The sequence below is a fragment of the Streptomyces sp. NPDC048484 genome (assembly GCF_040651415.1).
Lineage (GTDB): Bacteria > Actinomycetota > Actinomycetes > Streptomycetales > Streptomycetaceae > Streptomyces.
In genome coordinates this window covers 12,613-34,091 of record NZ_JBEZJY010000052.1, presented here as the reverse complement: position 1 = coordinate 34,091, position 21,479 = coordinate 12,613, and the positions used below count along the sequence as shown (strand labels likewise).

At 70.3% G+C, this 21,479-nt stretch carries 22 protein-coding genes, 1 tRNA gene, 1 pseudogene and 1 riboswitch; of the genes and pseudogenes, 12 read left to right on the top strand and 12 right to left on the bottom strand.

Going from position 1 to position 21,479, the window contains the following annotated elements:
* Positions 1-7: 7 nt before the first annotated feature.
* Positions 8-286 (bottom strand): winged helix-turn-helix domain-containing protein, encoded by a 279-nt coding sequence (locus AB0D14_RS37285; RefSeq protein WP_362787568.1) that lies wholly within the window; start codon positions 284-286, stop codon positions 8-10.
* A gap of 184 nt (positions 287-470) precedes the next feature.
* On the opposite strand from AB0D14_RS37285, the gene AB0D14_RS37280 reads away from it, so the two are divergent.
* The 4 genes from AB0D14_RS37280 to AB0D14_RS37265 all read left to right on the top strand — a co-directional run bounded on the left by AB0D14_RS37280 (position 471) and on the right by AB0D14_RS37265 (position 1,878).
* On the top strand, positions 471-815 hold the full coding sequence (locus tag AB0D14_RS37280; RefSeq protein WP_362787566.1) for a hypothetical protein: 345 nt from the start codon (positions 471-473) through the stop codon (positions 813-815).
* Positions 815-1,138, top strand: coding sequence for a hypothetical protein (locus tag AB0D14_RS37275; protein WP_362787564.1), 324 nt, complete (start codon positions 815-817; stop codon positions 1,136-1,138). Before AB0D14_RS37280 ends, AB0D14_RS37275 begins: the two co-directional genes overlap by 1 nt.
* An 84-nt stretch (positions 1,139-1,222) precedes the next feature.
* Positions 1,223-1,630, top strand: coding sequence for a hypothetical protein (locus AB0D14_RS37270; protein WP_362787562.1), 408 nt, complete (start codon positions 1,223-1,225; stop codon positions 1,628-1,630).
* The gene (locus AB0D14_RS37265) at positions 1,627-1,878 is read left to right on the top strand and encodes a hypothetical protein (protein ID WP_362787560.1); all 252 of its coding nucleotides are present in this window, start codon (positions 1,627-1,629) and stop codon (positions 1,876-1,878) included. The genes AB0D14_RS37270 and AB0D14_RS37265 overlap by 4 nt, the downstream gene beginning before the upstream one ends.
* A 336-nt stretch (positions 1,879-2,214) precedes the next feature.
* On the opposite strand, the gene AB0D14_RS37260 is transcribed toward AB0D14_RS37265, so the two are convergent.
* Positions 2,215-3,159 carry a C45 family peptidase gene (locus AB0D14_RS37260; RefSeq protein WP_362787559.1) on the bottom strand — a complete coding sequence of 315 codons (945 nt, stop codon included), beginning with the start codon at positions 3,157-3,159 and terminating at the stop codon, positions 2,215-2,217.
* A 644-nt stretch (positions 3,160-3,803) separates the two neighbouring features.
* Here AB0D14_RS37260 and AB0D14_RS37255 point away from each other — a divergent pair.
* Both AB0D14_RS37255 and AB0D14_RS37250 read left to right on the top strand, forming a co-directional pair.
* Entirely contained in the window at positions 3,804-4,274 is a 471-nt protein-coding gene (locus AB0D14_RS37255) for a nuclear transport factor 2 family protein (RefSeq protein ID WP_362787557.1), read from the top strand.
* Between the two features lie 44 nt (positions 4,275-4,318).
* Positions 4,319-4,861, top strand: a complete 543-nt coding sequence (locus AB0D14_RS37250; RefSeq protein ID WP_362787555.1) for a TetR/AcrR family transcriptional regulator — start codon at positions 4,319-4,321, stop codon at positions 4,859-4,861.
* 121 nt (positions 4,862-4,982) lie between these two features.
* Here AB0D14_RS37250 and AB0D14_RS37245 read toward each other — a convergent pair whose 3' ends face one another.
* Together AB0D14_RS37245 and AB0D14_RS37240 are read right to left on the bottom strand one after the other, a co-directional pair.
* Positions 4,983-5,306, bottom strand: coding sequence for an antibiotic biosynthesis monooxygenase family protein (locus tag AB0D14_RS37245; RefSeq protein ID WP_362787553.1), 324 nt, complete (start codon positions 5,304-5,306; stop codon positions 4,983-4,985).
* 2 nt (positions 5,307-5,308) lie between these two features.
* Positions 5,309-5,695, bottom strand: coding sequence for a VOC family protein (locus AB0D14_RS37240; protein WP_362787551.1), 387 nt, complete (start codon positions 5,693-5,695; stop codon positions 5,309-5,311).
* Between the two features lie 63 nt (positions 5,696-5,758).
* On the opposite strand from AB0D14_RS37240, the pseudogene AB0D14_RS37235 reads away from it, so the two are divergent.
* Positions 5,759-6,181, top strand: a pseudogene (locus tag AB0D14_RS37235) (HTH domain-containing protein); the annotation flags it as partial.
* Positions 6,182-6,415: 234 nt separating this feature from the next.
* Here the strand turns inward: AB0D14_RS37235 and AB0D14_RS37230 are convergent.
* Positions 6,416-6,787 carry a helix-turn-helix domain-containing protein gene (locus tag AB0D14_RS37230; protein WP_362787550.1) on the bottom strand — a complete coding sequence of 124 codons (372 nt, stop codon included), beginning with the start codon at positions 6,785-6,787 and terminating at the stop codon, positions 6,416-6,418.
* A 92-nt stretch (positions 6,788-6,879) separates the two neighbouring features.
* On the opposite strand from AB0D14_RS37230, the gene AB0D14_RS37225 reads away from it, so the two are divergent.
* Positions 6,880-7,719 carry an NAD(P)H-binding protein gene (locus tag AB0D14_RS37225; protein ID WP_362787549.1) on the top strand — a complete coding sequence of 280 codons (840 nt, stop codon included), beginning with the start codon at positions 6,880-6,882 and terminating at the stop codon, positions 7,717-7,719.
* 125 nt (positions 7,720-7,844) lie between these two features.
* Here the strand turns inward: AB0D14_RS37225 and AB0D14_RS37220 are convergent, their stop codons facing one another.
* From AB0D14_RS37220 to AB0D14_RS37210, 3 genes are all read right to left on the bottom strand, one after another.
* The gene (locus AB0D14_RS37220) at positions 7,845-8,264 is read right to left on the bottom strand and encodes a hypothetical protein (RefSeq protein ID WP_362787548.1); all 420 of its coding nucleotides are present in this window, start codon (positions 8,262-8,264) and stop codon (positions 7,845-7,847) included.
* Between the two features lie 92 nt (positions 8,265-8,356).
* Positions 8,357-8,986: a GTP cyclohydrolase II gene (gene ribA, locus AB0D14_RS37215; protein WP_362787547.1), complete on the bottom strand. Its 630-nt coding sequence runs from the start codon at positions 8,984-8,986 to the stop codon at positions 8,357-8,359.
* Between the two features lie 182 nt (positions 8,987-9,168).
* The gene (locus tag AB0D14_RS37210) at positions 9,169-9,684 is read right to left on the bottom strand and encodes a MarR family transcriptional regulator (protein WP_362787546.1); all 516 of its coding nucleotides are present in this window, start codon (positions 9,682-9,684) and stop codon (positions 9,169-9,171) included.
* Positions 9,685-9,861: 177 nt separating this feature from the next.
* Here AB0D14_RS37210 and AB0D14_RS37205 point away from each other — a divergent pair, with 177 nt between their 5' ends.
* From AB0D14_RS37205 to AB0D14_RS37195, 3 genes are all read left to right on the top strand, one after another.
* A complete protein-coding gene (locus AB0D14_RS37205; protein ID WP_362787545.1) occupies positions 9,862-11,001 on the top strand; it encodes a dihydrofolate reductase family protein in 1,140 nt (379 codons plus the stop codon).
* 60 nt (positions 11,002-11,061) lie between these two features.
* Positions 11,062-11,135 (top strand) — tRNA-Met (locus AB0D14_RS37200).
* Between the two features lie 470 nt (positions 11,136-11,605).
* A riboswitch (cyclic di-AMP (ydaO/yuaA leader) is annotated at positions 11,606-11,763 on the top strand.
* 62 nt (positions 11,764-11,825) lie between these two features.
* Entirely contained in the window at positions 11,826-12,824 is a 999-nt protein-coding gene (locus AB0D14_RS37195; protein WP_362787544.1) for a M23 family metallopeptidase, read from the top strand.
* 178 nt (positions 12,825-13,002) lie between these two features.
* Here AB0D14_RS37195 and AB0D14_RS37190 read toward each other — a convergent pair whose 3' ends face one another.
* The 4 genes from AB0D14_RS37190 to AB0D14_RS37175 form a co-directional block, all read right to left on the bottom strand.
* Complete coding sequence (locus AB0D14_RS37190) at positions 13,003-14,355, bottom strand: PrsW family glutamic-type intramembrane protease (protein ID WP_362787543.1); 1,353 nt, start codon at positions 14,353-14,355, stop codon at positions 13,003-13,005.
* 56 nt (positions 14,356-14,411) lie between these two features.
* Complete coding sequence (gene trmB, locus AB0D14_RS37185; protein ID WP_362787542.1) at positions 14,412-15,236, bottom strand: tRNA (guanosine(46)-N7)-methyltransferase TrmB; 825 nt, start codon at positions 15,234-15,236, stop codon at positions 14,412-14,414.
* 188 nt (positions 15,237-15,424) lie between these two features.
* A complete protein-coding gene (lhgO, locus tag AB0D14_RS37180) occupies positions 15,425-16,636 on the bottom strand; it encodes an L-2-hydroxyglutarate oxidase (protein ID WP_362787541.1) in 1,212 nt (403 codons plus the stop codon).
* A 349-nt stretch (positions 16,637-16,985) separates the two neighbouring features.
* Positions 16,986-18,410: an MFS transporter gene (locus AB0D14_RS37175; protein ID WP_362787540.1), complete on the bottom strand. Its 1,425-nt coding sequence runs from the start codon at positions 18,408-18,410 to the stop codon at positions 16,986-16,988.
* A 776-nt stretch (positions 18,411-19,186) separates the two neighbouring features.
* Here AB0D14_RS37175 and AB0D14_RS37170 point away from each other — a divergent pair.
* Positions 19,187-21,280, top strand: a complete 2,094-nt coding sequence (locus tag AB0D14_RS37170) for an asparagine synthase-related protein (RefSeq protein ID WP_362787539.1) — start codon at positions 19,187-19,189, stop codon at positions 21,278-21,280.
* Positions 21,281-21,479: the final 199 nt, after the last annotated feature.

The window sequence follows — 21,479 nt, the reverse complement described above, 5'->3', positions numbered from 1 at the left end:
GACCCTTTCAGGCGTCCGGATCCTCCGGATCATCAGCTTCGGGTGCGTCGCCGGACGGCTCCGGCATTTCGATGACGTACGTCCCCTTCGCGGGCAGGGTTGCGACGAGGCCTCGTTTGCGGAGCTCGACGACGGCGCGGCGCACGGTGCCGATGCTGACGCTGTACAGCTGTGTCATTGCCCGCTCGCCGGGCAGCGCGGCCCCCTGTGGCAACTTGCCAGACGTGATGTCCGCCGCGATCGCGTCGGCGAGTTTCACGTACTCGTAGCGCGGAAGCTCAGTCATTCTTCCAAGGTGCCGCAGCCCAACGCGTACCGCAGGGCTGGAACGCGTCTTACCGCGTCGGGACGCGGTGTTTAGCAGAAGGGTGCAGGGGGACGCGGTTGCCGGTATGGTCGAAATAAGACAAGACCCCGGCGAGGCGGCTAGACCTCCCGGGGCGTGGCCAACGCTTCGAAGGAGCGTCAACATGCACAACTTTATCCGCCGCACTCTCGAATGGATGCGCCTCCTTCTCTGCCCGGGTACGGGCAAACGGCGCCGCACGCGCCACCGCGCCTACCTCTGCCTGCACTTCACCGCCGTACGCCACGCCTCCGTACCTCTGCCGCCACGGCTCCCTCATCACCGCTCCCCGTACGGCCTCGTCACCCCTCTCGACGGCGCCGATTCCGCCCTCGTGCGCCCTTACCTCGCAGCCCACGAGCAGGAAGCCGCACTCCAGCAGCGTCGCCGCCTCGCCCTCGTACTCGCCGCCGACCTGGGGATCGACCTCGACCGGTATCTGATCGGCGCGCAGGAGGTGGCCGCCTGATGGAGCACGTGAACGGCACGCCCGCGTACGCGCCCCGCCTCCTGCCCTGGCCGTCCCCTGACGGCAAACCCTGCTACCTGGTCACGGACGGCGGCGGGTACCTGTCCCACCTCGCCGACGACCTGGAGGCGGTCCTGCTCGCCACGGGCGCCGACGTGCTCGCCCTCGCCCGCCCGCTGCTCGACAACCCGGTGTCACCGAACACGGAGATCCGTTTCGCCGGCCTCCGGCTTGCCGAGTGCCTGACGGACGCCCTGCGTGTCGCCGAGTCCCGGGGCATGCGTCTGCCCGCACCGGACACCGAGGACGGCGGGACCCCGTAGGCGTCCCGCGCCTCGCCCAGGTCGTGCCCGTCACGACCTGGGCGAGGCGCGGGGAGCGGGGCGCGAACAGCTCACCCTCAGTCCGTGAGCACGGCTATCGTCGTCAGCACACCGCCGTTCAAGGAGCAGATATCAGTGACCACACAGCCCGACCCCGGGCGTGAGTTGATCCCGCGCCCCGAACGAACCCCTGACTGCGTCCGAGTCGCTCTGGCCCGTATCGCTCCGTACCGCCTGAGCGAGATGGAACGCCACAAGGAAGAGGCTCTGGCAGCTGCCATTCAGGACGGAAAGATCGGCCATCTCCAGCACTGGCTCACCCACTGGCAGGCCCAGATCGAGATCGAACGACGCCCCGATCTGGCTGCCCGCTACCACGCCGCGCTAGCCGTAGTACACGGCACGAGCGGTCGCGAAGACCCGACATTCCGTCCTGCCATGAACGAACTGCGCGCTGTCGAAGCCGAGGCCCAGCAGGCGGTATCCGCGTGACCTGGAGGTGGGAGTACGACCCGGGTGAGGAATACGTCATCGGAGGGGCGCCCCCGGCTTTCGTGGCAGAGGTAGAGAAGAGGGCCGACGAGCTTGTCCGTGCCGCCTCCGCGTTCTACCTCGCAGGCACCGGATACCGAGAGCAGGATCCGAAGGGAGGCGTCGACCACGTTCCTGGCGGCTTCCTCAACTATCAGGTCATCCCTCGGCACGAGTGCGTCTACGTGCTACAGGTGACCTACTTTTGAGCCTCGCTGCTACAGAGGCCGGCAGCCTGCCCCGGGCGCGGGGACTCCACGACGTTTGTCCCGCCCATGCCCGAGCGGACTCCGACGGCATTGCGTGAGGTGATCGCCGAGCAGAGCAATTGTCAAGACCTGTGGATTGGTGACCACGTAGCGAGAGACGTTTTGTCGGGGTGTATCGGGCGGGGCGCTCGTCCGACCAGTGGAGCGGTGCCGAGCCCTTGCCGGTCCACCGTGCGGCCGTGGCAGGGCCAGCCGAGGGAGGGCCTGTCGGCGGCGGGTGAAATCACGTTCTTGCAAGATCTTCGTGCAGGGGTGAGCAGGAGTCCGGAAGGCCTCTCAGCTGGCTCGCCCCCAATGCACGGTGCGGAATCCGGGGGCGAAGTCACCGAAGGACTGTTGCCAGGACTCACCGGGCCAGTAGTACGTCACGCGGCCCTCGACGGGCCGGTAGCGGGCTGTGTAGAGCGTTCTCGACCCCTGCTCGTCGACGGATCGATACAGCGGCGGTTTCAGCATCGCCGCCACGTCCACACCCGCGGCGCGAATGGCACGCAGCCGCTCCTGCGTCCGCATGGCCCGCTCCTGCTCGTCGGTCACCGGCAGGTGCTGGTGATTGGCGGCGCAGGCATCCGGCGCCACCGTCGGCGGCATGTCCGGCCCCACGAACACCGTCACCGCCTTCGCGGCATCGACGAGGGTGAGGTTCTGGGGGACGGCGACCGGCAGGGACCGCAGCCTGCCGACGGCCTCATCGACGGTGTCGCACGTCTCCAGCAGGTAGCGGACCACGATGAGAATGGAGAAGCCACGTTCGTAGGCGGAACGTCCGCCGTAGGTGAGTGAGATCGCGAGACCGGCGTCGTTCATCCCGTCCAGCAAACCCCACAGCATGTCCTGCATCCCGATAACGGGGCGCAGGAAGCAGGAGGAGACGATGGCGCCCTCGCACTGATCGGGCCGTAAGTCGTAGTTGCGCAGCAGAGTTCCGTCCCTGCCGATTTGGGTGCAGGCCGGGGAGAACGGCCGCAGTGCCGCGTGGGTGAGGAAGACGTCCGCCTCGGGCCGGTCGAGTTGGCCGGCCAGGCGGTCCAGAACCGGGACGAGTTCCGGCATGTGCGCACGGAACAGCACCCGAACGCGATCCGCTCCCTCCGGAGTCCGGCCCTCCTCGGTCAGCAGGCCCTCCATCTCCTGCCACAGAACTCGGGCGTAGGCAGCCCACCGCCCGTCACCGCCGTCGCCGACCGCGATCGCCTGGAAGGTCATGCGCTGTCGCCGCACGGCTGCCACTCCCCCTGTGGGAATCGGACGAAGTGAGGGCAACCTAGTTAATTGGGCAGGTATTCGCCAGGTGGCCGCCCTCGGCGACGGCCGGGCGCTGGATCTGGTTGAAGCCGCTGAACGCGAGCGTGGCCGATTCCAAGTGGGCGACCTTGTCCCGCGTTGGAGAATCCGGGAGTCAAGAAGGGTGGGCGGCGAGAGCAATTGTCAATCGGTGTGGTTCGGTGACGTGTGATCAGGCTGCGACGGTCTCGTCGCGCTCGACCAGGAAGCCGTTCTCGAACTTGGCCCCGGAGCGGACCAGGTGTGGGCTCTCACCGGATCTGATCTGGCCCACGAGAGGCTGAGCGGGGTGGATCAGATTCGGAGAGAGGAACGGGTGCCGCGTCGTCTCAGTAGATCTGATCCGCAATAACGATGTTGAGCTGATGCTCTGGACGAGGTAGAGCGCGTTCGGGAAGGCGCGATTGTAGGCGCCCGCCGAGGCCGCAGAGCGGCCCGAGGGCCCAGTCCGGGCCGATCGGTCTGCCCTGGCCATCTGAGATGTAGAGCGGGACGGGCGTCATCAAGCAACCGCGCCGGACGCGATCCTTCTCACCCCGTTTGTTATAGGTCAGCCACTAACTTTGGGCTACGGTGGTGGCATGACAGAGACGACCGAGAACCGCTCCCCAGCCCAGCACGCCGTGGCCGACCACCTGCGGCTGCTGACCGCCGGCAGGCTGGATGCCTGGGCCGAGCTGTATACCGCCGACGCCACGTTCACTTTTCCGTTTGCGCCGGCCGGGATGGCCTCCGAACTGCACGGGCGCGAAGCCCTGGGCAAGCACATGCGGAACTTCGTAGCCACCTTCGACGTGCAGGCCGTGAACCTGCGCTACATCGCGACAGCCAGCCCGCAGATCGCGGTGGCATTCTGGACGCTGGACGGGACGGCGACGCCCACCGGGAAGCGTTTCAGGCAGGACTGCTTCGGAGTCGTGCAGACCGACGCCGACGGGCTGATCACTCGATACGACGACTACTGGAACCCGCTGGCCGCCATCGACGCGCTGACAGCCGACGACCCCGAGGCAACCGGAACCGCGGGCGTAGCTGGCTCTTTCGGTAGCTGAACGGAGCGAACCGGCGGGCAAGGCGCCGTGGATAGGCTGACACCATGCCTGCCGCCGGGACGACCATCAAAAGCGACGAACGCCGTCAGCACGTTGTGGACGCGGCGGTGAGCTGTTTCGCGCGGAGAGGCTCTTACGGTACGACCACGAACGAGATCGCCGAGCGCGCCGGTATCTCGCAGCCCTACCTCTACCGGTTCTTCGCCAACAAGCAGGCAATCTTCGCTGCTGCCGTCATGCACGTCGGCGGCCTGCTGACCGAGACGCTCACCGCCGCCAAGACCGCCGACAGCACGATGAGCCCGCCGCAAGCACTGCGAGCCGCTTACACCACGCTCATTACCGACGGTGACGTCCTGCGCTTCCTCATGCACGCTAATTGCGCCACCGACGAACCGGTCATTCGCGATGCGGTCCGCACCTGTTATGCCCGGCAGGTAACGATCGTCCGCGAGTTGTTGGACGGCGACGACGATGCGGTCCGGCAATGGTTTGCCGCCGGCATGCTCGACAACGTCGTCACCGTTCTCGGCCTCGCCGAAGTAGCCGAACCATGGGCCGCCACGCTCATCGACGCCCTGCCGTAGCTTCAGAGCCCTCCATCGGGTCCGCGGTGTCGAAATTCGCTCACGCCGTCTCGATGCCGTGCTCGTAGCGCCCTGACCGCAGGAATGGCCTCCGTTCGGGATTCCTGCGGAGGCTCGTTCGTCAGGGTCGGCCGTCGGCAGGGAGGCCCACCCCGCCCAGAACGGTGAGGTCCGTACGGTGCGGCGGGGCCGACAGCAGGGCGAGGACGTCGGCGGGGGCCGGACCGTCAGCGGGTGGCGGAGCAGCGAGGGCGGCCTGCGCACTGGCGTCGTCCTGCCAGACCTCGGTGACGTGCACCGTGTCCGGGTCTGCTGCGTCCTGGCTGATCAGGTAGATCTCGCAGCCCGGGAAGCCGCGAAGCCGCTCCGCGACCCTCAGCAGGACGGCGGCGAGTTCGCCACCCCTGCCCGGGTGCGCGGTCATGGTCATCAGTCGGCCGATCATGCTCAGACCAGGGTGGAGATGCAGAACGGGTGGCCGGCGGGGTCCAGCAGGACCCTCCACCGATCGGGCTGGGGCTGGGCCGGGGGCTCGACAGCGCCCAGGGCCAGCAGGTGAGCCTGCGCGGAGTCCAGGTCGTCGACGCCCAGTTCGATGTGGGCCTGCTTCTCCTGGGAGGGGTCCGGCCAGGTGGGACGCCGGTAGTCGGCCTGCCGGTTGAACCCCAGTCCGGCCGAGCCCTCCTGGCCGAGCAGGATGAAGTCGTCAGTGGAGTGGACGACGGGCAGGCCGAGGGCGTCGCCGTAGAAGCGGGCCAGTTCGGCGGGGTCCGGGCAGTCGAACGTGACGGCCGCGTAGCGGATCGCGGGTGCGGGTGTGTTTCCAGTGCTCATGGGAAAGACGCTATGCCGGGACCAGGACAGATTCGGTCCTGGTCATGCGGGACACTTCACGATGTGATCAGCACATCCGCCCGCCTGCTGCGACTGGTCTCACTGCTGTCCGCACGGCCGTCGTGGACCTGCGGCGAGCTCGCCGAGCGGATGGCGGTCACCGGGCGCACGGTGCGACGGGACGTCGCCAGGCTCCGGGAACTCGGCTACGGAATCGAATCCGACCCCGGGCCGTGGGGCGGCTACCGCCTTGGCGGCGGCACCCGGATACCGCCACTCATCCTCGACGACGAAGAGGCGCTCGCCGTGGCTGTCGGGCTGCGGGAGGCCGCGCTCAGCGGCGTCCTCGGCAGCGACCAGGCCGCGCTGTCGGCGCTGCTGAAACTGCGGCAGGTCCTGCCGTCGCGGATCGCGGGCCGGCTGGGCGAGATGGACGCGGCGTTCGTGTACACCCCCCGTCCCGACGAGCCACAGATCGCGCCCGGCATGCAGTGGAACTCGTCGATTCGCCCGACCCGGCGCTGCTCGTCTCCCGCTCCATCGCGCACATCCAGGCCGTCGCCCAGTTGAGCGAGGGCGCGTGCGCGTCTGCTGCCATGTTCAGCCTCCGTGATCTATGGGATCAGGCCGCTACGGGATCAGGGCGCTATTGGGTCAGGGCGAAGATCTGGCTCAGCAGGTCGTCCATCGCGTCGCGGATGTGCACCAGCCGCTACCGCGCTATCCCGTGCTGCGCGGTGGCAGCCGACGCGTGATCCGGTCGAACAGGTCCGTCAGCGGTTCGCCGACGTCCCGGCCGAACTCGGTCAGCCCGTAGGTGACCTGAGGCGGCGTCGTCGGCTCGACTTCCCGCCAGACCAGGCCGTCCTGGACCAGCGTCCGCAGGGTCTGGGCGAGCATCTTCTCGCTGATGCCCTGGATGCTCTCGCGCAGCTCGTAGAACCGGAGGCTGTTGCTCCGCAAGGAGATCAGCACCCAGATGCCCCACCTGCTGGTCACATGGTCGACCACATCGCGCGCGGGGCAGCCGGTGTGAAACACGTCATAGCGCTTCCCTGCCTCAGCCTGTCTGTGCTGCACGCCTTCCGTCACGTCATGAGCTTACCTCAAGGTACGTCCTTACCAAAAGTTAGCCCGCGCTCCTAGCGTGCAGACCACAGAGAACATCCGACAAGGAGCTGATCATGATCGTAGTGACCGGGGCTACCGGGAACATCGGCCGTCCGTTGACGCAGGCGCTGGCCGAGGCGGGCCAGCAAGTGACGGCAGTGTCACGGCACACGGCGGCGGTGCCGAACGGCGTCCGCCACGTGACGGCCGACCTGGCCGAGCCGGCCGGCCTCAAGCCCGCGCTGGACGGGGCGAAGGCGCTGTTCCTGCTCCTGTCCGGCGACCTGCACGCCGCTGGAGCCAACCCTGCCGACATCATCGGCGAAGCTGCGGCCGGCGGGGTCCGCCGGGTCGTCCTGCTGTCCACGCTGGGCGTGGTGACCAGGCCCAACGGCCAAACTCGGATCGCGATGCGCGCACTGGAGGACACGCTGCGGGAGTCCGGCCTGGAGTGGGCCATCCTGCGGCCGGGCGGCTTCGCCTCCAACGCCCTGTGGTGGGCCGAGTCCGTCCGTGCGCAACAGGTCGTCGCCGCGCCCTTCGGCGACGTCGGGGTGCCGATCATCGACCCGGCGGACATCGCCGCGGTCGCGGCAGCCTGTCTGCTGGATGACCGGCACACCGGCGGCGTCTACGAGCTGACCGGGCCGGAGGTGATCACTCCGCGCCGGCAGGCGGAGGCCATCGCCGCCGCGCTGGGCTCGCCGGTGAGGTTTCACGAGCTCACCCGTGACGAGGCCAGGACCGCCATGAGCCAGAGCATGCCGGCGGAGCTTGCCAACGACACTCTGGACATCCTCGGCTCCCCGACCCCGGCCGAGCTGCGCGTCAGCCCGGACGTCCAGCAGGTCCTCGGCCGCGCCCCGCGCCCCTTCGCCGACTGGGCCGCCCGCAATGTCGCCGCGTTCCGCTGAGACCGGGCGGACCTTGCGGCGCCGCTGGAACTGCTTCGTGCTCGGCGATCCCCTGCTGCCAGTCGAGGCACCTGACCCGAGGTCGACGCTGACATGGCCCCCAGCCGGGCGGGCAGCCGGGCGGCTCACGTGATCAGCAGTAGGGCCGACCACATTACGGCGGCCAGGGACGGGAGCAGGTAGGCGATCAGGACGATCGACCGGCCTCGTCCGCGACCCCGGCTGCACCCCGGCCAACTCGCCCACGTGGCGGCGTACTCGGGCAGGCGTTGCAGTGCTCGCCGCTGTACGTGCTGGTAGTAGAGACGGTGCCGGTGGCCCACGTACAGCCAGGTGAGGGCCAGTACGAGGCCGAAGGCGGCCAGGACGCGCGCCGCCACGAGGTGTTGCTCAGAGGTGAGGAGCGTCGTGTAGGCCACGGCGAAGAGCGACTGGCCCACGAGGAAGAGGTTGCCCCGCTGGAACAGCATGGTGTTCTCGTGCAGCGTGTGCTGCCAGAGCCGGCCGTCCTCCGCGATGCGCTGTGCCTCGCTCTCGTCCCCCATGCCACCGTTCTGCCCCGTGGTCGCGCGGAGCCACCGCTTCCGGGCGGGGTCCGGCGGGGCCCAGTGGCCTCGTCGGTCCGCGGGCGGTGGTGTCAGCCCGCCGTGAGCTTTGCCAGCGGCAGCGTGTGCTGCGTCTGGAGGACCTTTGCCCGCAGGTAGAGGACGTTGTGCGCGGTGGTGAACACGCCCGTCGGGACCCGGTGTTGTACGTCGATGCCGAGAGAGCGGAGCTGTTCCGACTTGTCGGGGTTGTTGGACAGGAGGTCCAGCTCGGTGATGCCGAGGGCCGTGAGCATCTGTGCCGCCGCCGTGTAGTCGCGGGCGTCCTCCGGCAGGCCCAGGGCCGTGTTGGCCGCGTACGTGTCGAGGCCCTCGTCCTGGAGGGCGTACGCGTCGAGCTTGTTGTAGAGGCCAATGCCGCGGCCCTCCTGGCGGAGGTAGAGGAGTACGCCGCCGCGCTCGGCGATCTGCTCGACGGCCTCGCGCAGTTGGGGACCGCAGTCGCAGCGGGACGAGCCGAAGGCGTCGCCCGTGAGGCACTCGGAGTGCAGGCGGACCAGGGGCGTGGCCCCGGCCGGGTCGCCGAGGATCATCGCCACGTGCTCCTGACCGTCGGTCAGGCCGTGGAAGGTGACCAGTTCGGCGTCGACGCTGTAGCCGTCGTGGAAGCGCAGGGGTACCCGGACGCGCGAGCGCTGGGTGGCGGCGGGGTAGTCGGGCATGCGGCTCTCCGGTCCACGTTCGTCATCTGATTCAGATTTGAAGCAGATCCTCGATTCGAGACCCTACTCCACGTTTTAAAGTTAAAGCAACGGATTGTGGGTGAGGGGTGAGGGGTGAGGGGTGGGCGAGGGGCGACGGGTGGTGGGCGAGGGGTGATGGGTGACGGGGGCTGCGTGCTGCCCTATGCGCACGGGCCCGACGAGCGGCGGCGCCACGGGACGCCGTCCGGGGTGGTCTGCGGGTCGTCGCCCTCCAGGGCCCGCGCGACACCCGCGCAGATCTCCTCCAGCTGCCCCACCTGCTCCGCGGTGAGGTGGTCGAAGAGGGTCGCGCGGACGGTCTTCACATGGCCGGGGGCCACGCGTTCCAGCAGCGTCATGCCCTCGTCGGTCAGAATGGCGATGCTGCCGCGCTTGTCGCTGGGGCATCCTTCACGGCGTACCGCCCCGTCCTTCTCCAGGCGGGTCACCGCGTACGTCAGCCGACTACGGGTGATCTTCGTCCGCTCGGCGAGGTCGGTCATGCGCAGGCGGCGGTCCGGTGCCTCGGAGAGGTTGGCCAGGATGGAGTAGTAGAGGTGCGGCATGCCGGCCTCCTGTTGGAGCTGCCGGTCGAGCGCGTCCTCCAGGAGCTGGGAGGCGGCGACGTAGGCGCGCCACGCGCGCTGCTCGTCGGAGGTGAGCCAGCGGGTTGTCATGCCTCCAGTGTAGGTTTGCTTCAAACTTGAACCAAGCCCGGTCCCAGCCTTGGCCCCAGCGCCGGCCCAGCCCCAGCGCCGACCCCAGCCCCAGCTCCAGCGTCCGCCCCAGCCCCGGCCCCAAGAACCCGCCTCGTAGGAACCCGTCTCCAACCCGTCTCCGAAGAAAGGGCGTCCATGCCCCACCCCTACGTCCTGTTGTCCGCCGCTGTCTCCCTCGACGGCCGCCTGGACGACACCGGCCCCGAACGGCTGCTGCTCTCCGGCCCGGCAGACTTTGACCGGGTCGACGAGGTACGGGCCGAGTCCGACGCCATCCTGGTCGGCGCCGGCACCCTGCGCGCCGACAACCCCCGCCTCCTGGTCAACTCCGCCGAGCGGCGCGCCGCCCGGGTCGCCGCCGGGCGGCCGGAGTACCCGCTCAAGGTCACCGTCAGCGGCACCGGCGACCTCGACCCCGCCGCCAACTTCTGGTCCACCGGCGGCGAGAAGATCGTCTACACGTCCGACGAGGGCGCCCGGACGGCCACCCACGCACTGCGCGGGCTGGGCGTCGACGTCGTTTCCGTGGGACCCGGCCTGGACTGGCGGGCCGTACTCACCCATCTGCACGACGTCCGGGGCGTGCGGCGGCTCATGGTCGAGGGCGGCGGCCGGGTCCACACCCAGCTTCTCCTGCAGGGGCTCGCCGACGAGCTGCAGCTCGCCCTCGCGCCGCTCGTGGTGGGGCAGCCGCACGCGCCGCAGCTGTTCGGGTCCGGGGCGTACCCCGGCGGCCCCCGCAGCCGGCTGCGGCTGGTCGAGACGCGACCCGTGGGGGACGTGGTGCTCATGCGGTACGTGCCCACCGCGCCCGGTACCGGGCCCGTCCCCTCGGCCGCCGACCACCGGTGGCTGGAGCTCGCCTGCGAACTGGCCGTACAGTGCCCGCCCTCACGGACGGCGTTCAGCGTCGGCGCGGTCGTCGTCGCGGCCGACGGTACGGAGCTGGCCCGCGGGTACTCCCGTGAGTCCGACCCCGTCTCGCACGCCGAGGAGGTCGCGCTCGCCAAGATCGAGCCCGGCGACCCCCGGCTCCCGGCCGCCACGGTCTACAGCAGCCTGGAGCCCTGCGCCCGCCGCGCCTCGCGGCCCGCGCCCTGTGCCCGGCTGATCCTCGACGCGGGCGTACGCCGGGTCGTCACCGCGTGGCGCGAGCCCGACACGTTCGTGGCGGCGGCGGACGGGAACGGCCTGCTGGCCGCGGAAGGCGCCGACGTGCTGGTGCTCCCGGAGTACGAAAGCGCGGCGAAAGCACCCAACCGGCACCTGGGCTGAGCCCCGCCCTTTACCCGTGTGCTTCGGGTCCCGCGAATGGAGTACAGTGGTCTTTAACGGCGCGGGGTGGAGCAGCTCGGTAGCTCGCTGGGCTCATAACCCAGAGGTCGCAGGTTCAAATCCTGTCCCCGCTACTGAAGGCCTGAGGCCGGAATCCAATGGATTCCGGCCTCAGGTGTTTTTCTGGGTTCGCGCGGACCACACGGACCACGCGGTTCAGGCGGGCGGCTGGATGAAGCCCCTGCGGGCGGGTTTTCGACCAAGGGGAATCCGACGCACCAGAAACTTCGCATGCTTGTCCACCCGTGCGGACCGGAGGGCTCAGCCGATCTCTGGTGGCTCCCCGAGGCCGCTCGGCGTGACCTTCCCGGGCCCGTGTTACCGGCAGTAGTCGGACGACGCCGCTGCGCATAAGGACTGACGCACCGTCAAAAATCCGGCGCCTGTGAATGTCGATCAACTCGCCCGATTTACCCCGCTCATCACCTGTAAGTCCAGGCCGGGGGCCTTAACGATCATCCAGAACAGCTTGGAATCAGGTGCCCGGGTCTATTAACGTTCGATAACGCAGCGCGGTTGTCCCAGCCGTCACAAGAGACGGCTCCGTGCGCACGCGCCGAATCCCGCAAGGGAACCGGGGAACCACCTACATGGGGTGAATCGCGCGTCTTTCGCGGTGGAGTACACCGCGGTTGACACGCGTAGGAGACCTTCCTGCTCCGAACCCGTCAGCTAACCCGGTAGGCGAGAAGGAAGGAAAGGAGCGCGCCCACGTGGCGTCCAACCGGTCTGCCCCCACACCCTCGTTCACGCCGAATGAGTTGATGGGTGAGTCCTCGGGTGAGAAGAAGCCAGACACCTTCGCGTACGGTGCCCGTAAGGACGAGGAGACCTGGGAGGCCTGGAATCCCACCGCGGACACCGTCGTTCCCATCCGCGGCCGGCACCGCGTCTCCAAGCAGCGCGGCGGAGGGCTCGCCCGTAGCTCGACCGTTCTGGGCGTCGGTGTCATAGCCGCCGTCGGCGCGGGTGGCATGGCCTCCGCGCAGACCGGCAAGCCGCCGGTGTCGATCTCGGTCCCCGACCTGCCGAACGTGGGCTCGCTGATCTCGGAGGACGAGGCTCCCGAGGGCTCCAGCACTCCGCTCACCGCTGCCGGCCTCACCACCGTCGAAGCCGAGCAGGGCAACGCGGACGCCGGTGAGGCCCTGCGCGCCCGCATCATGCTCCAGGCCGAGTTCCAGCAGGACCAGGTGGACCGCGAGGCCCAGCAGGCCGCCGAGACCGCCGCCGCGAAGAAGGCATCCACGCTCGCGGCCAAGGAACAGGACGCGGCGAAGGCCAAGGCCGCCGCCGCCGAGCAGAAGAAGAAGGACGCGGCCAAGGCGAAGGCCGAGGCCGCGCGCTTCGCCGAACTCGCCAAGCAGTACACGCTGCCCACCTCCTCGTACACGATCACTTCGACCTTCGGGCAGTCCGGCTCGCTCTGGTCCTCGGGTCAGCACACCGGCCTGGACTTCGCCGCTCCCACGGGTACCCCGATCAAGGCCATTCACAGCGGCACGATCACAGAGGCGGGCTGGAACGGCTCGTACGGCTACCGCACGGTCCTCACGCTCGACGACGGTACGGAGCTCTGGTACGCCCACCAGTCGTCGATCGGTGTCAGCGTCGGGCAGAAGGTCAGCACGGGCGAGGTCATCGGCCGCGTGGGCGCGACCGGCAACGTCACCGGGGCGCACCTCCACCTTGAGGTCCACACCAGCGGCGGCAGCGGGATCGACCCGATGACCTGGCTGCGGGGCAACGGCCTCAACCCGTAGGCCCCCGCAACTCGCAGACCCCCGCAACCCGTAGGCCCCCCGCCTCTCCCGCCCGCCCTTGGCGGTAGCGCGGGAGGCGTATTGCGGACGGCCCGTTCCCGTACACGCGGCGCTCACCGAACCGGGGGGTGCCCCTTTTCGGCATCCGACCGCCCGGCGCCCTCAGCCGCACGGCTTCTCAGGAGCGGTACGGGTTGTATGCCGGGTACTGGGGTTGGGGTGCGGGGGATTGGGCTGCCGGGTACTGGGGTGCCGGGGATTGGGCTGCCGGGTGGGCGTGCGGGTAGCCGTACGTCGGCCAGGGTGACGGTGCCGGGGCGGTTGCCCTGGCCGCGTACTCCAGGGCCGGGCGGGCCGGTTCCCGGCGGGCCCACAGCTCGTGGAGCAGCTCCCGCTCGCGTACGGCGAAGTCGGCGCCCGCGCGGCCCCGGCGGCCCCGGTGGCGCAGGAACGCCAGCGACGTCGCGTACGCCTCGTACTCCGCCACCGCCCGGCCCGCGTCCCGCCCGCCGTGGTGGGTGGCGTACTCCCGGGCCAGCCGCCGTGCCTTCATCGAGCCGAGGACGAACGGTTCGGGCGGGGCGAGCCAGCCGGCCATGGCGTACGACGGCAGTTCGGTGCGGACCGTGCCCAGTTCGCGCTGGCGGGTCCAGACCGCCAGCCAGGTCAGCAGTCCGAAGGACGGGACCATGAAGGCCGCGTAGACCGCGTAGAAGCCGTACTCGCCGAAGGTCGACGACCCGTTCCACATCGCGTGCATCCCCATCGCGAGCAGCAGCCCGGTGATCGGCAGGAGCACGCGGCGCACGTGCTGGCGGTCCGCGGAGCGTGCGGCGATGCCGAAGCCGATACCCGCCAGCACGGTGAACAGCGGATGCGCGAAGGGCGACATGATCACGCGTACGAAGAAGGTGGCGGCCGTGACGGAGAAGACGCCGGTGTCGCCGGACAGCTGGTCCGTGCCGAACGCCGTACCCAGGTAGAGAATGTTCTCGGTGAACGCGAAGCCGGTCGCCGTGACGCCGGCTATGACCACGCCGTCGACGATGCCGGTGAAGTCCCGTCTGCGGAACAGGAAGACGAGCAGGACCGCCGCGGCCTTCGCCGCCTCCTCGACGACCGGCGCTATCACCGTCGCGCCGAGGGTGTCCGCGTGGGAGGGGTCCGCGGTGGCCGTCGCTATCCACTGCGTCGCGAAGCTGTTCGCGACGATGGCTATCAGCGCGGCCGCGCAGGCGCCCCAGGCGAAGGAGAAGAGCAGGTTTCTCCAGGGACCCGGGTCGACCCGGTCCAGCCAGCGGAACGCGGCGACGAGCAGCGGGACGGGCAGCACGGCGAGGCCGAGGCCGACCAGGAAGCCCTCCGTGCCGGTCTGTTTGCGGACGAGGGCCAGGATGACCAGGCCCGACAGGGTGAGCAGGGTGGTCAGCGCCGCGTAGCGCACCCATGTGCGCTGCCACCAGTGAGCGTGCCGACGGGGGCCTCCGGCGGGAATGCCGGGGGGTGTCGGGGGTGGGGGGCTGGTGGCCATGACAAAAACCCTAACGAGGGAGGGGCGTGGCCCGCGAGAGCGCCCTGTCAGGGGGCTCAGCTGCCCGTGCTGTCCGCATCAAGCGGTACGCGGCGGAACAGGAGATCGTTCACCACGTGGCCCTTGTCCAGGCCCTGGCCCTCGAAACGGGTCAGGGGGCGGAAGTCGGGGCGGGGCGCGTAGCCGGTGGGGCTGTCGGGTCCGTCGGTGCTCTGGGGCTGGGTGTTCTCGAAAGCCGGGTGCGCGGTGAGGACTTCCAGCATGACCTCGGCGTACGGCTCCCAGTCCGTCGCGCAGTGCAGCAGCGCGCCGGGGGCGAGGCGGGACGCGGCGAGCGTGAGGAACTCCGGCTGGATCAGGCGCCGCTTGTGGTGGCGCTTCTTGGGCCAGGGGTCCGGGAAGTAGACCCGCAGGCCGGCGAGGGAGCCCGGCGTCAGCATCTCGCGGAGCAGGATGATCGCGTCGCCGTTGCCGACGCGGATGTTGGACAGGCCGGCCCGGTCCGCGAGGTTGAGCAGGTTGCCCTGGCCGGGCGTGTGGACGTCCACGGCGAGGATTCCGGTGTCCGGGTCCTCGGCGGCCATCAGGGCGGTCGCCTCGCCCATGCCGAAGCCGATCTCCAGGACGACCGGGATGTCGGTCTCGAACAGTTCGGTGAGGTCGAGGGTCCGCTGTCCGTCGATGTCCAGGCCCCACTTGGGCCACAGCCGCCCCAGCGCGTCCGCCTGGCCTTGGGTGACGCGGCTGCGGCGGGGCTGGAAGCTGCGGATCCGCCGCTCGAAGTGCGAGCCTGCCGGATCGGGCTGGGGGCCGTCGGGGAAGCGAGGTTCGCTCTTGGGGCGGGGGGTTCTGGGTTCGGGGGTGCGGGGTGAGTCAGACACAGTGGGTCGATTTTACGTCCGTTGCGGGTCGGGGCCGTGCCGGTACGTCGAGTCCGCCGCAGCCGGGCATACGGAACTCTGCTGCCATGGCGAACCTGGTTCGGAAAAGCTACGCGGCGGACTGCGACGTACCGGCACGGCCCCTTCCGTGCGTTGGCACGCGCGGGTGCGCTCGGGTGCCTTCAGCGTCAAGTGCCCTTGAGGGCCTTCAGGGCTCTCTGGGCCACCTCTCGGCCGATGGGGAGGGAGGCCGTGGCCGCGGGGGAGGGGGCGTTCAGTACGTGGACCGTGCGGGGGCCCTCCTTGATCAGGAAGTCGTCCACCAGGGTGCCGTCGCGCAGGACTGCCTGAGCGCGGACGCCCGCGAGGGTGGGAATCAGGTCGTCCGGGGTCACTGCGGGGAGCAGGCGTCGGACCGCGTGGGTGAAGGCGGTCTTGGAGAGTGAGCGGTGCAGTTCTCCGGTGCCGTAGCGCCAGTGGCGTCGGGCTATGTGCCAGGAGCCGGGCCAGGTGAGGGTCGAGTACAGGTCGCGGGGGCGGACCGTTCGCCAGTCGTAGCCCTCGCGGGCCAGGGCCGGGACTGCGTTCGGGCCGACGTGGACGCTGCCGTCGATTCCACGGGTGAGGTGGACTCCGAGGAAGGGAAAGGCGGGGTCCGGGACGGGGTAGACGAGGCCGCGGGCCAGGTCGGGGCGGGCGAGTGTGTAGTACTCGCCGCGGAAGGGGACGATCCGCATGTGGGGGTCGTCGCCTGTGAGGCGGGCGATCTCGTCGCAGTGGAGACCGGCGCAGTTGACCAGCACACGGCCGCGGACGACCGTGCCGTCGTCCGTGCGGACGGCCACCCCGAGGTGGGGGCGGCGGTCGATGTGCGCCACCTTCGTGCTGTACCGGATGTGGGCCCCTGAGGCGTCCGCGAGCTGCCGGGCCACCCCCACGAAGTCGCACACGCCGGTCGTGGCGACGTGGATCGCGGCGAGGCCCTGTACCTCGGGCTCGTACTCGCCGATCTGGGCGCCGCCCAGCTCCCGTACCGGAATGCCGTTCTCCCGGCCCCGCTGTACGAGTGCGTGCAGCCGCGGGAGCTCGTCCCGCTCCGTGGCGACGATCAGCTTGCCGGTCACCGCGTGCGCGATGTCGTGCTCCGTGCAGAACTTGATCAGCTCGGCGGCGCCCCGCGCCGCGAACCGTGCCTTCAGGGAGCCCGGACGGTAGTAGATCCCGCTGTGGATGACCCCGCTGTTGCGGCCCGTCTGGTGCCGGGCCGGGCCGGGCTCCTTCTCCAGCACCGTCACGCGCGTGCCCGGCGCGGCACGCGTGATCGCGTACGCAGTCGACAGACCGACGATTCCGCCGCCGATCACCAGCACGTCACAGTCGTAAGCGATCTCCCGCACCATCCGTCCGTCCACCCCCCGTCACCGACCCCGTCACCGACTCACCCATCCGACTCCCACCCCCGATAGTGCACTGCGCCACTGACAACGCCCTCAAACCCACAAAGACAGCGGAGAGGCATGGGTTCCCGTCATATTCGCCATATTCGCCGATGGTGACGGCGCCGCGCTCGTCGGTTGGCGATGGTGCGGGGCGCATTCAAGGGTGCCGGCGGGCGGGCCCGGCCCCCGGACCCTCAGGGGCGCGGGAACCGCGCGACCACTGCCAGGGGGCTTCTGACGGATCTCCGCGGCGTCGCGACGCCCGGACTCCCCCACTGCCTGAAGGGCGCGGGCGCCCCCTAGGCCGGTGCTAGGCCGGTGCCATGAGCAACGGCCTGGCCCGTTCCCTCAGCTCGACGACCCGCGGCTCGTCCCCGTACGGCTCCAGCCGGTGGAGGAGATCCTTCACGTACTCGGTGGTGCGGACCGAGGAGATGCGCCCGGCGACCTCCACCGCCCGTACTCCCTGCTCGCACGCCGCGTCCAGGTTGCCCGACTCGAGTTCCGCGACCGCGGACACCACCAGGCGCAGCCCGTGGGAGCGTACGAACTCCTCCGTCGGCTTCGACAGGGCCTGCTCCGTGAAACGGCGGACCTGGCGCGGAGCCTTCAGATCGCGGTAGCACTCCGCCGCGTCGGCCGCGAAACGGTCGTACGAGTAGAAGCCGAGCCAGGACGGGTCCTGGTCGCCCTCGCGGGCCCGCTCCAGCCAGCCCTCGGCCGCCTTCAGGGCGCCGGCGGCCGCGTGGGCGTCACCCGTGCGCGCCTGGGCCCGGGCCTCGACCAGGCGGAAGAAACTCATCGTGCGGGCGGTGGCCAGGCCGCGGTTGCGCTCGCAGGCGGCCTGCGCGAGGTCCACGCCCTCGTCGCCGAAGCCGCGGTAGGTCGCCTGGAGGGACATGGAGGCCAGTACGTAGCCTCCCAAGGGCACGTCCGCGGCCGCGCGGGCCAGGCGCAGTGCCTGGATGTAGTAGCGCTGTGCGGCCTCCTGCTGGCCCGTGTCGAAGGCCATCCAGCCCGCGAGGCGGGTGAGTTCGGCGCTCGCTCCGAAGAGGGACCGGCCGACCTCGTCCGAGTACGAGCCCAGGAGCAGCGGCGCCGCCTCGACCCGTAAGCACTCCGGCACCATGGACGAACGCCAGTCGCCGCCTCCGTACTTGGAGTCCCAGCGCCTGGCGTCCTCGGCGGCCTCCCGCAGCTTCAGTACGTCGCTGTGGCCGACTTTCAGCGGTGCCGCGGAACCCTCCAGCGGGCCGGCGTCCCGTGCCACCGAGTTGTCGGCCGGGGTTATCAGCCACCGGGAGGCGGGAGTCGCGTATGCGCTCACCGCGAAGGATCCGGCGAGCGACTGCCAGATGCCGCCGGAGCCTGCCCGGCGCCCGGCGAGGTCGAGGCGGTACAGATCCGTCGCCGACCGCACGGCCTGTCCCACGTCGCGGGGGAAGGCGAGGCCCACCTCCGGTGCGGGATCCGCGTCCGCCAGGCCGATCTCGTGGAGCGGCACCGGGCGGCCGAGTTTCTGGCCGATGGCAGCGGCGATGAGGTGCGGCGCGGCACCTTGCGGCACCATGCCTTTCGACACCCAGCGCGCCACCGACGTCTTGTCGTAGCGAAGAGTCAACCCGCGTTGAGCGCCAAGATCGTTGACGCGACGCGCGAGTCCTGCGTTGCTGATTCCCGCGAGGGCGAGAACGGCGCCGAGTTTTTCGTTCGGCCCGCGTTGCTCCCTGGACATTGCGCCACCCCTCGACACAGACGGCTGCCGCGCGGGTTCAGCCACGCGGCATTCGTGCTGTGTCTTCCCGGGCCGTCAACCCCTGGAACCCCACCAGCAAAAGCACGTGGCTGAGCCCTCAGGAATATGCCTCCCGCGAAAACACAGGCAAACACAGGGTAGTTCGCCGCATCCCAAGCGTTAAGGGGCATTGTTCCGGATGGCGGGATTGTGGTCCGCCGGTAAGCACGGAGCGTCGTGGTGTGCTCCCGCTGTGTGGCAGTGCGCCCGTCCGTGCGCTCTTCTCCGGCCACCGGTGGAGCGCTTCGATGGAGGGTGCGTGGGTCGGCCCGCTGTACTGGATCCAGTGGGCTGGGGGACACCGCCGCCTACATCCCCGCGGGCGGCGGATCGGTCCGGGAGGCGGAGTCCGCCTCCCGGACTGTGCGTTGCGCACAGCCTGTACGGAGAGTGTGCGAGGCTGTCTGTCCATCCCCGATTTGGCTTGATATAGCCCCCGTCCTCTGGAGCCAAATACCGTCTCTACCATGGTAGTTAAGGGCGCGTTGGGCGTTTTTGGGGAGCGTATCGGGGGCGCATTCACGTCGTAGTCCTTGAGTCAATTCTCCGCGACCGCCTTTCGGCGCGCGTGAGTTCACCGCCGAGGGGGCATCTCCCCAGGGGCGCACTCCGGGGAGCGCAAGCGGCCCCACCGGCCCTCCGGCGCGCTTGCTTCGTGGCAGCATGGTGACCGGTTCGTACGGTGCACTGGTTGTCCACAGCCTGTGGAGGCGGCGATGCGGTGGTTGGTGGGATGGAGCAGTACCGCCGCTCGCGCGCGCGAGATCGGTTCGGCGGGCGCGACCGGCAGCGACGGGGAGACGGTGCACCCGGTCGGGTCCCAGCTCCTGTGGGGCGATCCCGATCCGCTCTGGGCGGTCGGCGACTGGCGCCCCGACGAGGTGCGCGTCGTCAGGGCCGACGAGCAGAACCGCATAGCGGTGCTCGGTACCTGCGGTGCCTCCGACGAGCAACTGCGCCTGGGCCTGGTCGCCGCGCGCGGCGGGGCACTTCGGCATCTGACGGCCTGGTCCGGCAGTTACACGGCCGTCGTCCAGGTGGGCCGCCGTGTGATGGTCTGCGGCGATCTGGCGGGCGTCAGGCCCGTGTTCTACACCCCGTGGTCGAGCGGCACGGCCTACGCGACCGCGGCCCTGCCCCTCGCCGACCTCATCGAGGCCAACCTCGACTTCGGGCACCTGGCGGCCCTGCTCGCGGCTCCCGACGTACCGGCCGCTCTGCAGGACTCCACCCCGTACGAGGGAGTGCGGCGCATTCCGCCGGGGCACGCGCTGATCCTGCGCGCCGGCGCCCGGGAGATCGCCGGGTACGAGCCGGTGGCCTCGCTCGCCGTCGCGGCTCCCACCGCCGACGCCGACAGCGCGGTGGACGGCGTCCGGGACGCCCTGGTGGAGGCCGTACGCGCGCGCCTCGCCGCCCCCAGACACGTACCGGGAGCGGACATAGACCCCGGACCCGTCCCCGGAATGGGGCCGGCCGAGCGGCGCGCCGCGCGCGGCATGCCCGTGCCGGGCATAGGAGCCGACCTCTCCGGAGGACCCGCTTCGGGCACGCTCGCCCTTCTCGCCGCCGGTCTGCCCGGCGCCCCCGGCACCGTCCTCGGGCACGGCACGGGCGCCGGCGAACGTCTCCTCGCGGTCACCTTCAACGACCTGGCGGTGAAGGGACGGGAGGCCGAACTGGAACGGGCCGGGACCCTCGCCGCCAACCCCCGGCTGCACCACGTGGTGGTGGCCGGAGGCGAAGAAGTCCTCCCCTACGCCGAGTTGGACGGCCCGCTGACCGACGAGCCGGGCCCGTCCCTGGTGACGGCCGCCCGCCATCGAGCCCGCCTGGCCTCGGGCAGCGCCGACCACTTCACGGGGTACGGCGCCCGACAGGTCCTGGACGCGCACCCGGCCCGCCTCGCGGACCTGCTCATGGACCGCAAACGACGCCATCTGGTGCGCCCGGTCGTGGCGCTGACGAAGGCCGACGGCTCCGTCATGGTCCCCGCGCGCGTGTACGGCGCGGCGCGCAAGCTGTCCCGTACGCCGTATCTGGTCGGCATCGAGGGACTGGCCGACCGGCTGCTGCGCAAGCGGTTCGAGGAGCCGGGAGGTGCCGTGGGGGCGTCCCTCGCCGCGCTCACCTGGGCCAGACCGGGACCCGCCGCGCGCTGGCTGACCGGCGAGGCCCTCGCTGAAGTATCGGTTCGCCTGACAGGTGCGACCACCCGCGCGAGCGTCGGTCCCGGTCAGCGGCCCGGCGACTTCCGAGCACGCTCCGCGCTGACCCGGCATGCCGCGGACCTCCGCATCCTGGAGCAGGCCGCCGAGGTCCGTTTCCAGCGTCTGCACGCCCCCTTCCTCGACAACCAGGTCGTGCGAGCCTGCCGCGCCCTCCCCGAGGCGCTGCGCGTCCGGCCCGGGGCACGGGCCGCGATACTCCGTACGGTTCTGGAGGGTGCCGGGGTGGCCGACCTCCCGCCCGGCTGGGGTGCTCCCTCCCACGCGTCCTCGACCGCTGCCGCGCGCACCGGGATCCGGGTCGCCGTGGACGACCTGGTGGCCCTCTTCGATACGCCGCTCCTCGCCCAGGCGGGCCTGGTCGAGGCCCGCGTCGTCCGCAAGGCCCTCCGGGAGGCGGCCGACGGCGAGCCCCTCCCCCTGGAAGGCCTCGCGGACCTGGTCTCCCTGGAACTGTGGCTCCGCCGCCTCCTCGACCGCCGAGGAACATGCTGGACAGGCACTCCCGCCCGGCAACGCGCCGTTCCGGCGGGGATCAGGCCCCAGAGGGGGGCACTGGGCGCGGGCGCGGGGAGGGGCTGAATCCTCGCGGCGAGGCCGGAACTTCCACCCGGTCCGGCACTTCCACCCGGTCCGGAGCCTTCAGCCGGTCCGGAGCCTTCAGCCCCTCCGGCGTTTGAGGGCGAGGCCGTTCAGGCCGACAGGGGGGTCTGGGGGCGCAGCCTTCAGGTACGGATCGGGAAGGGCAAGGGCGGCGGGGGCGGAAAAGCCCGGCCCCGAC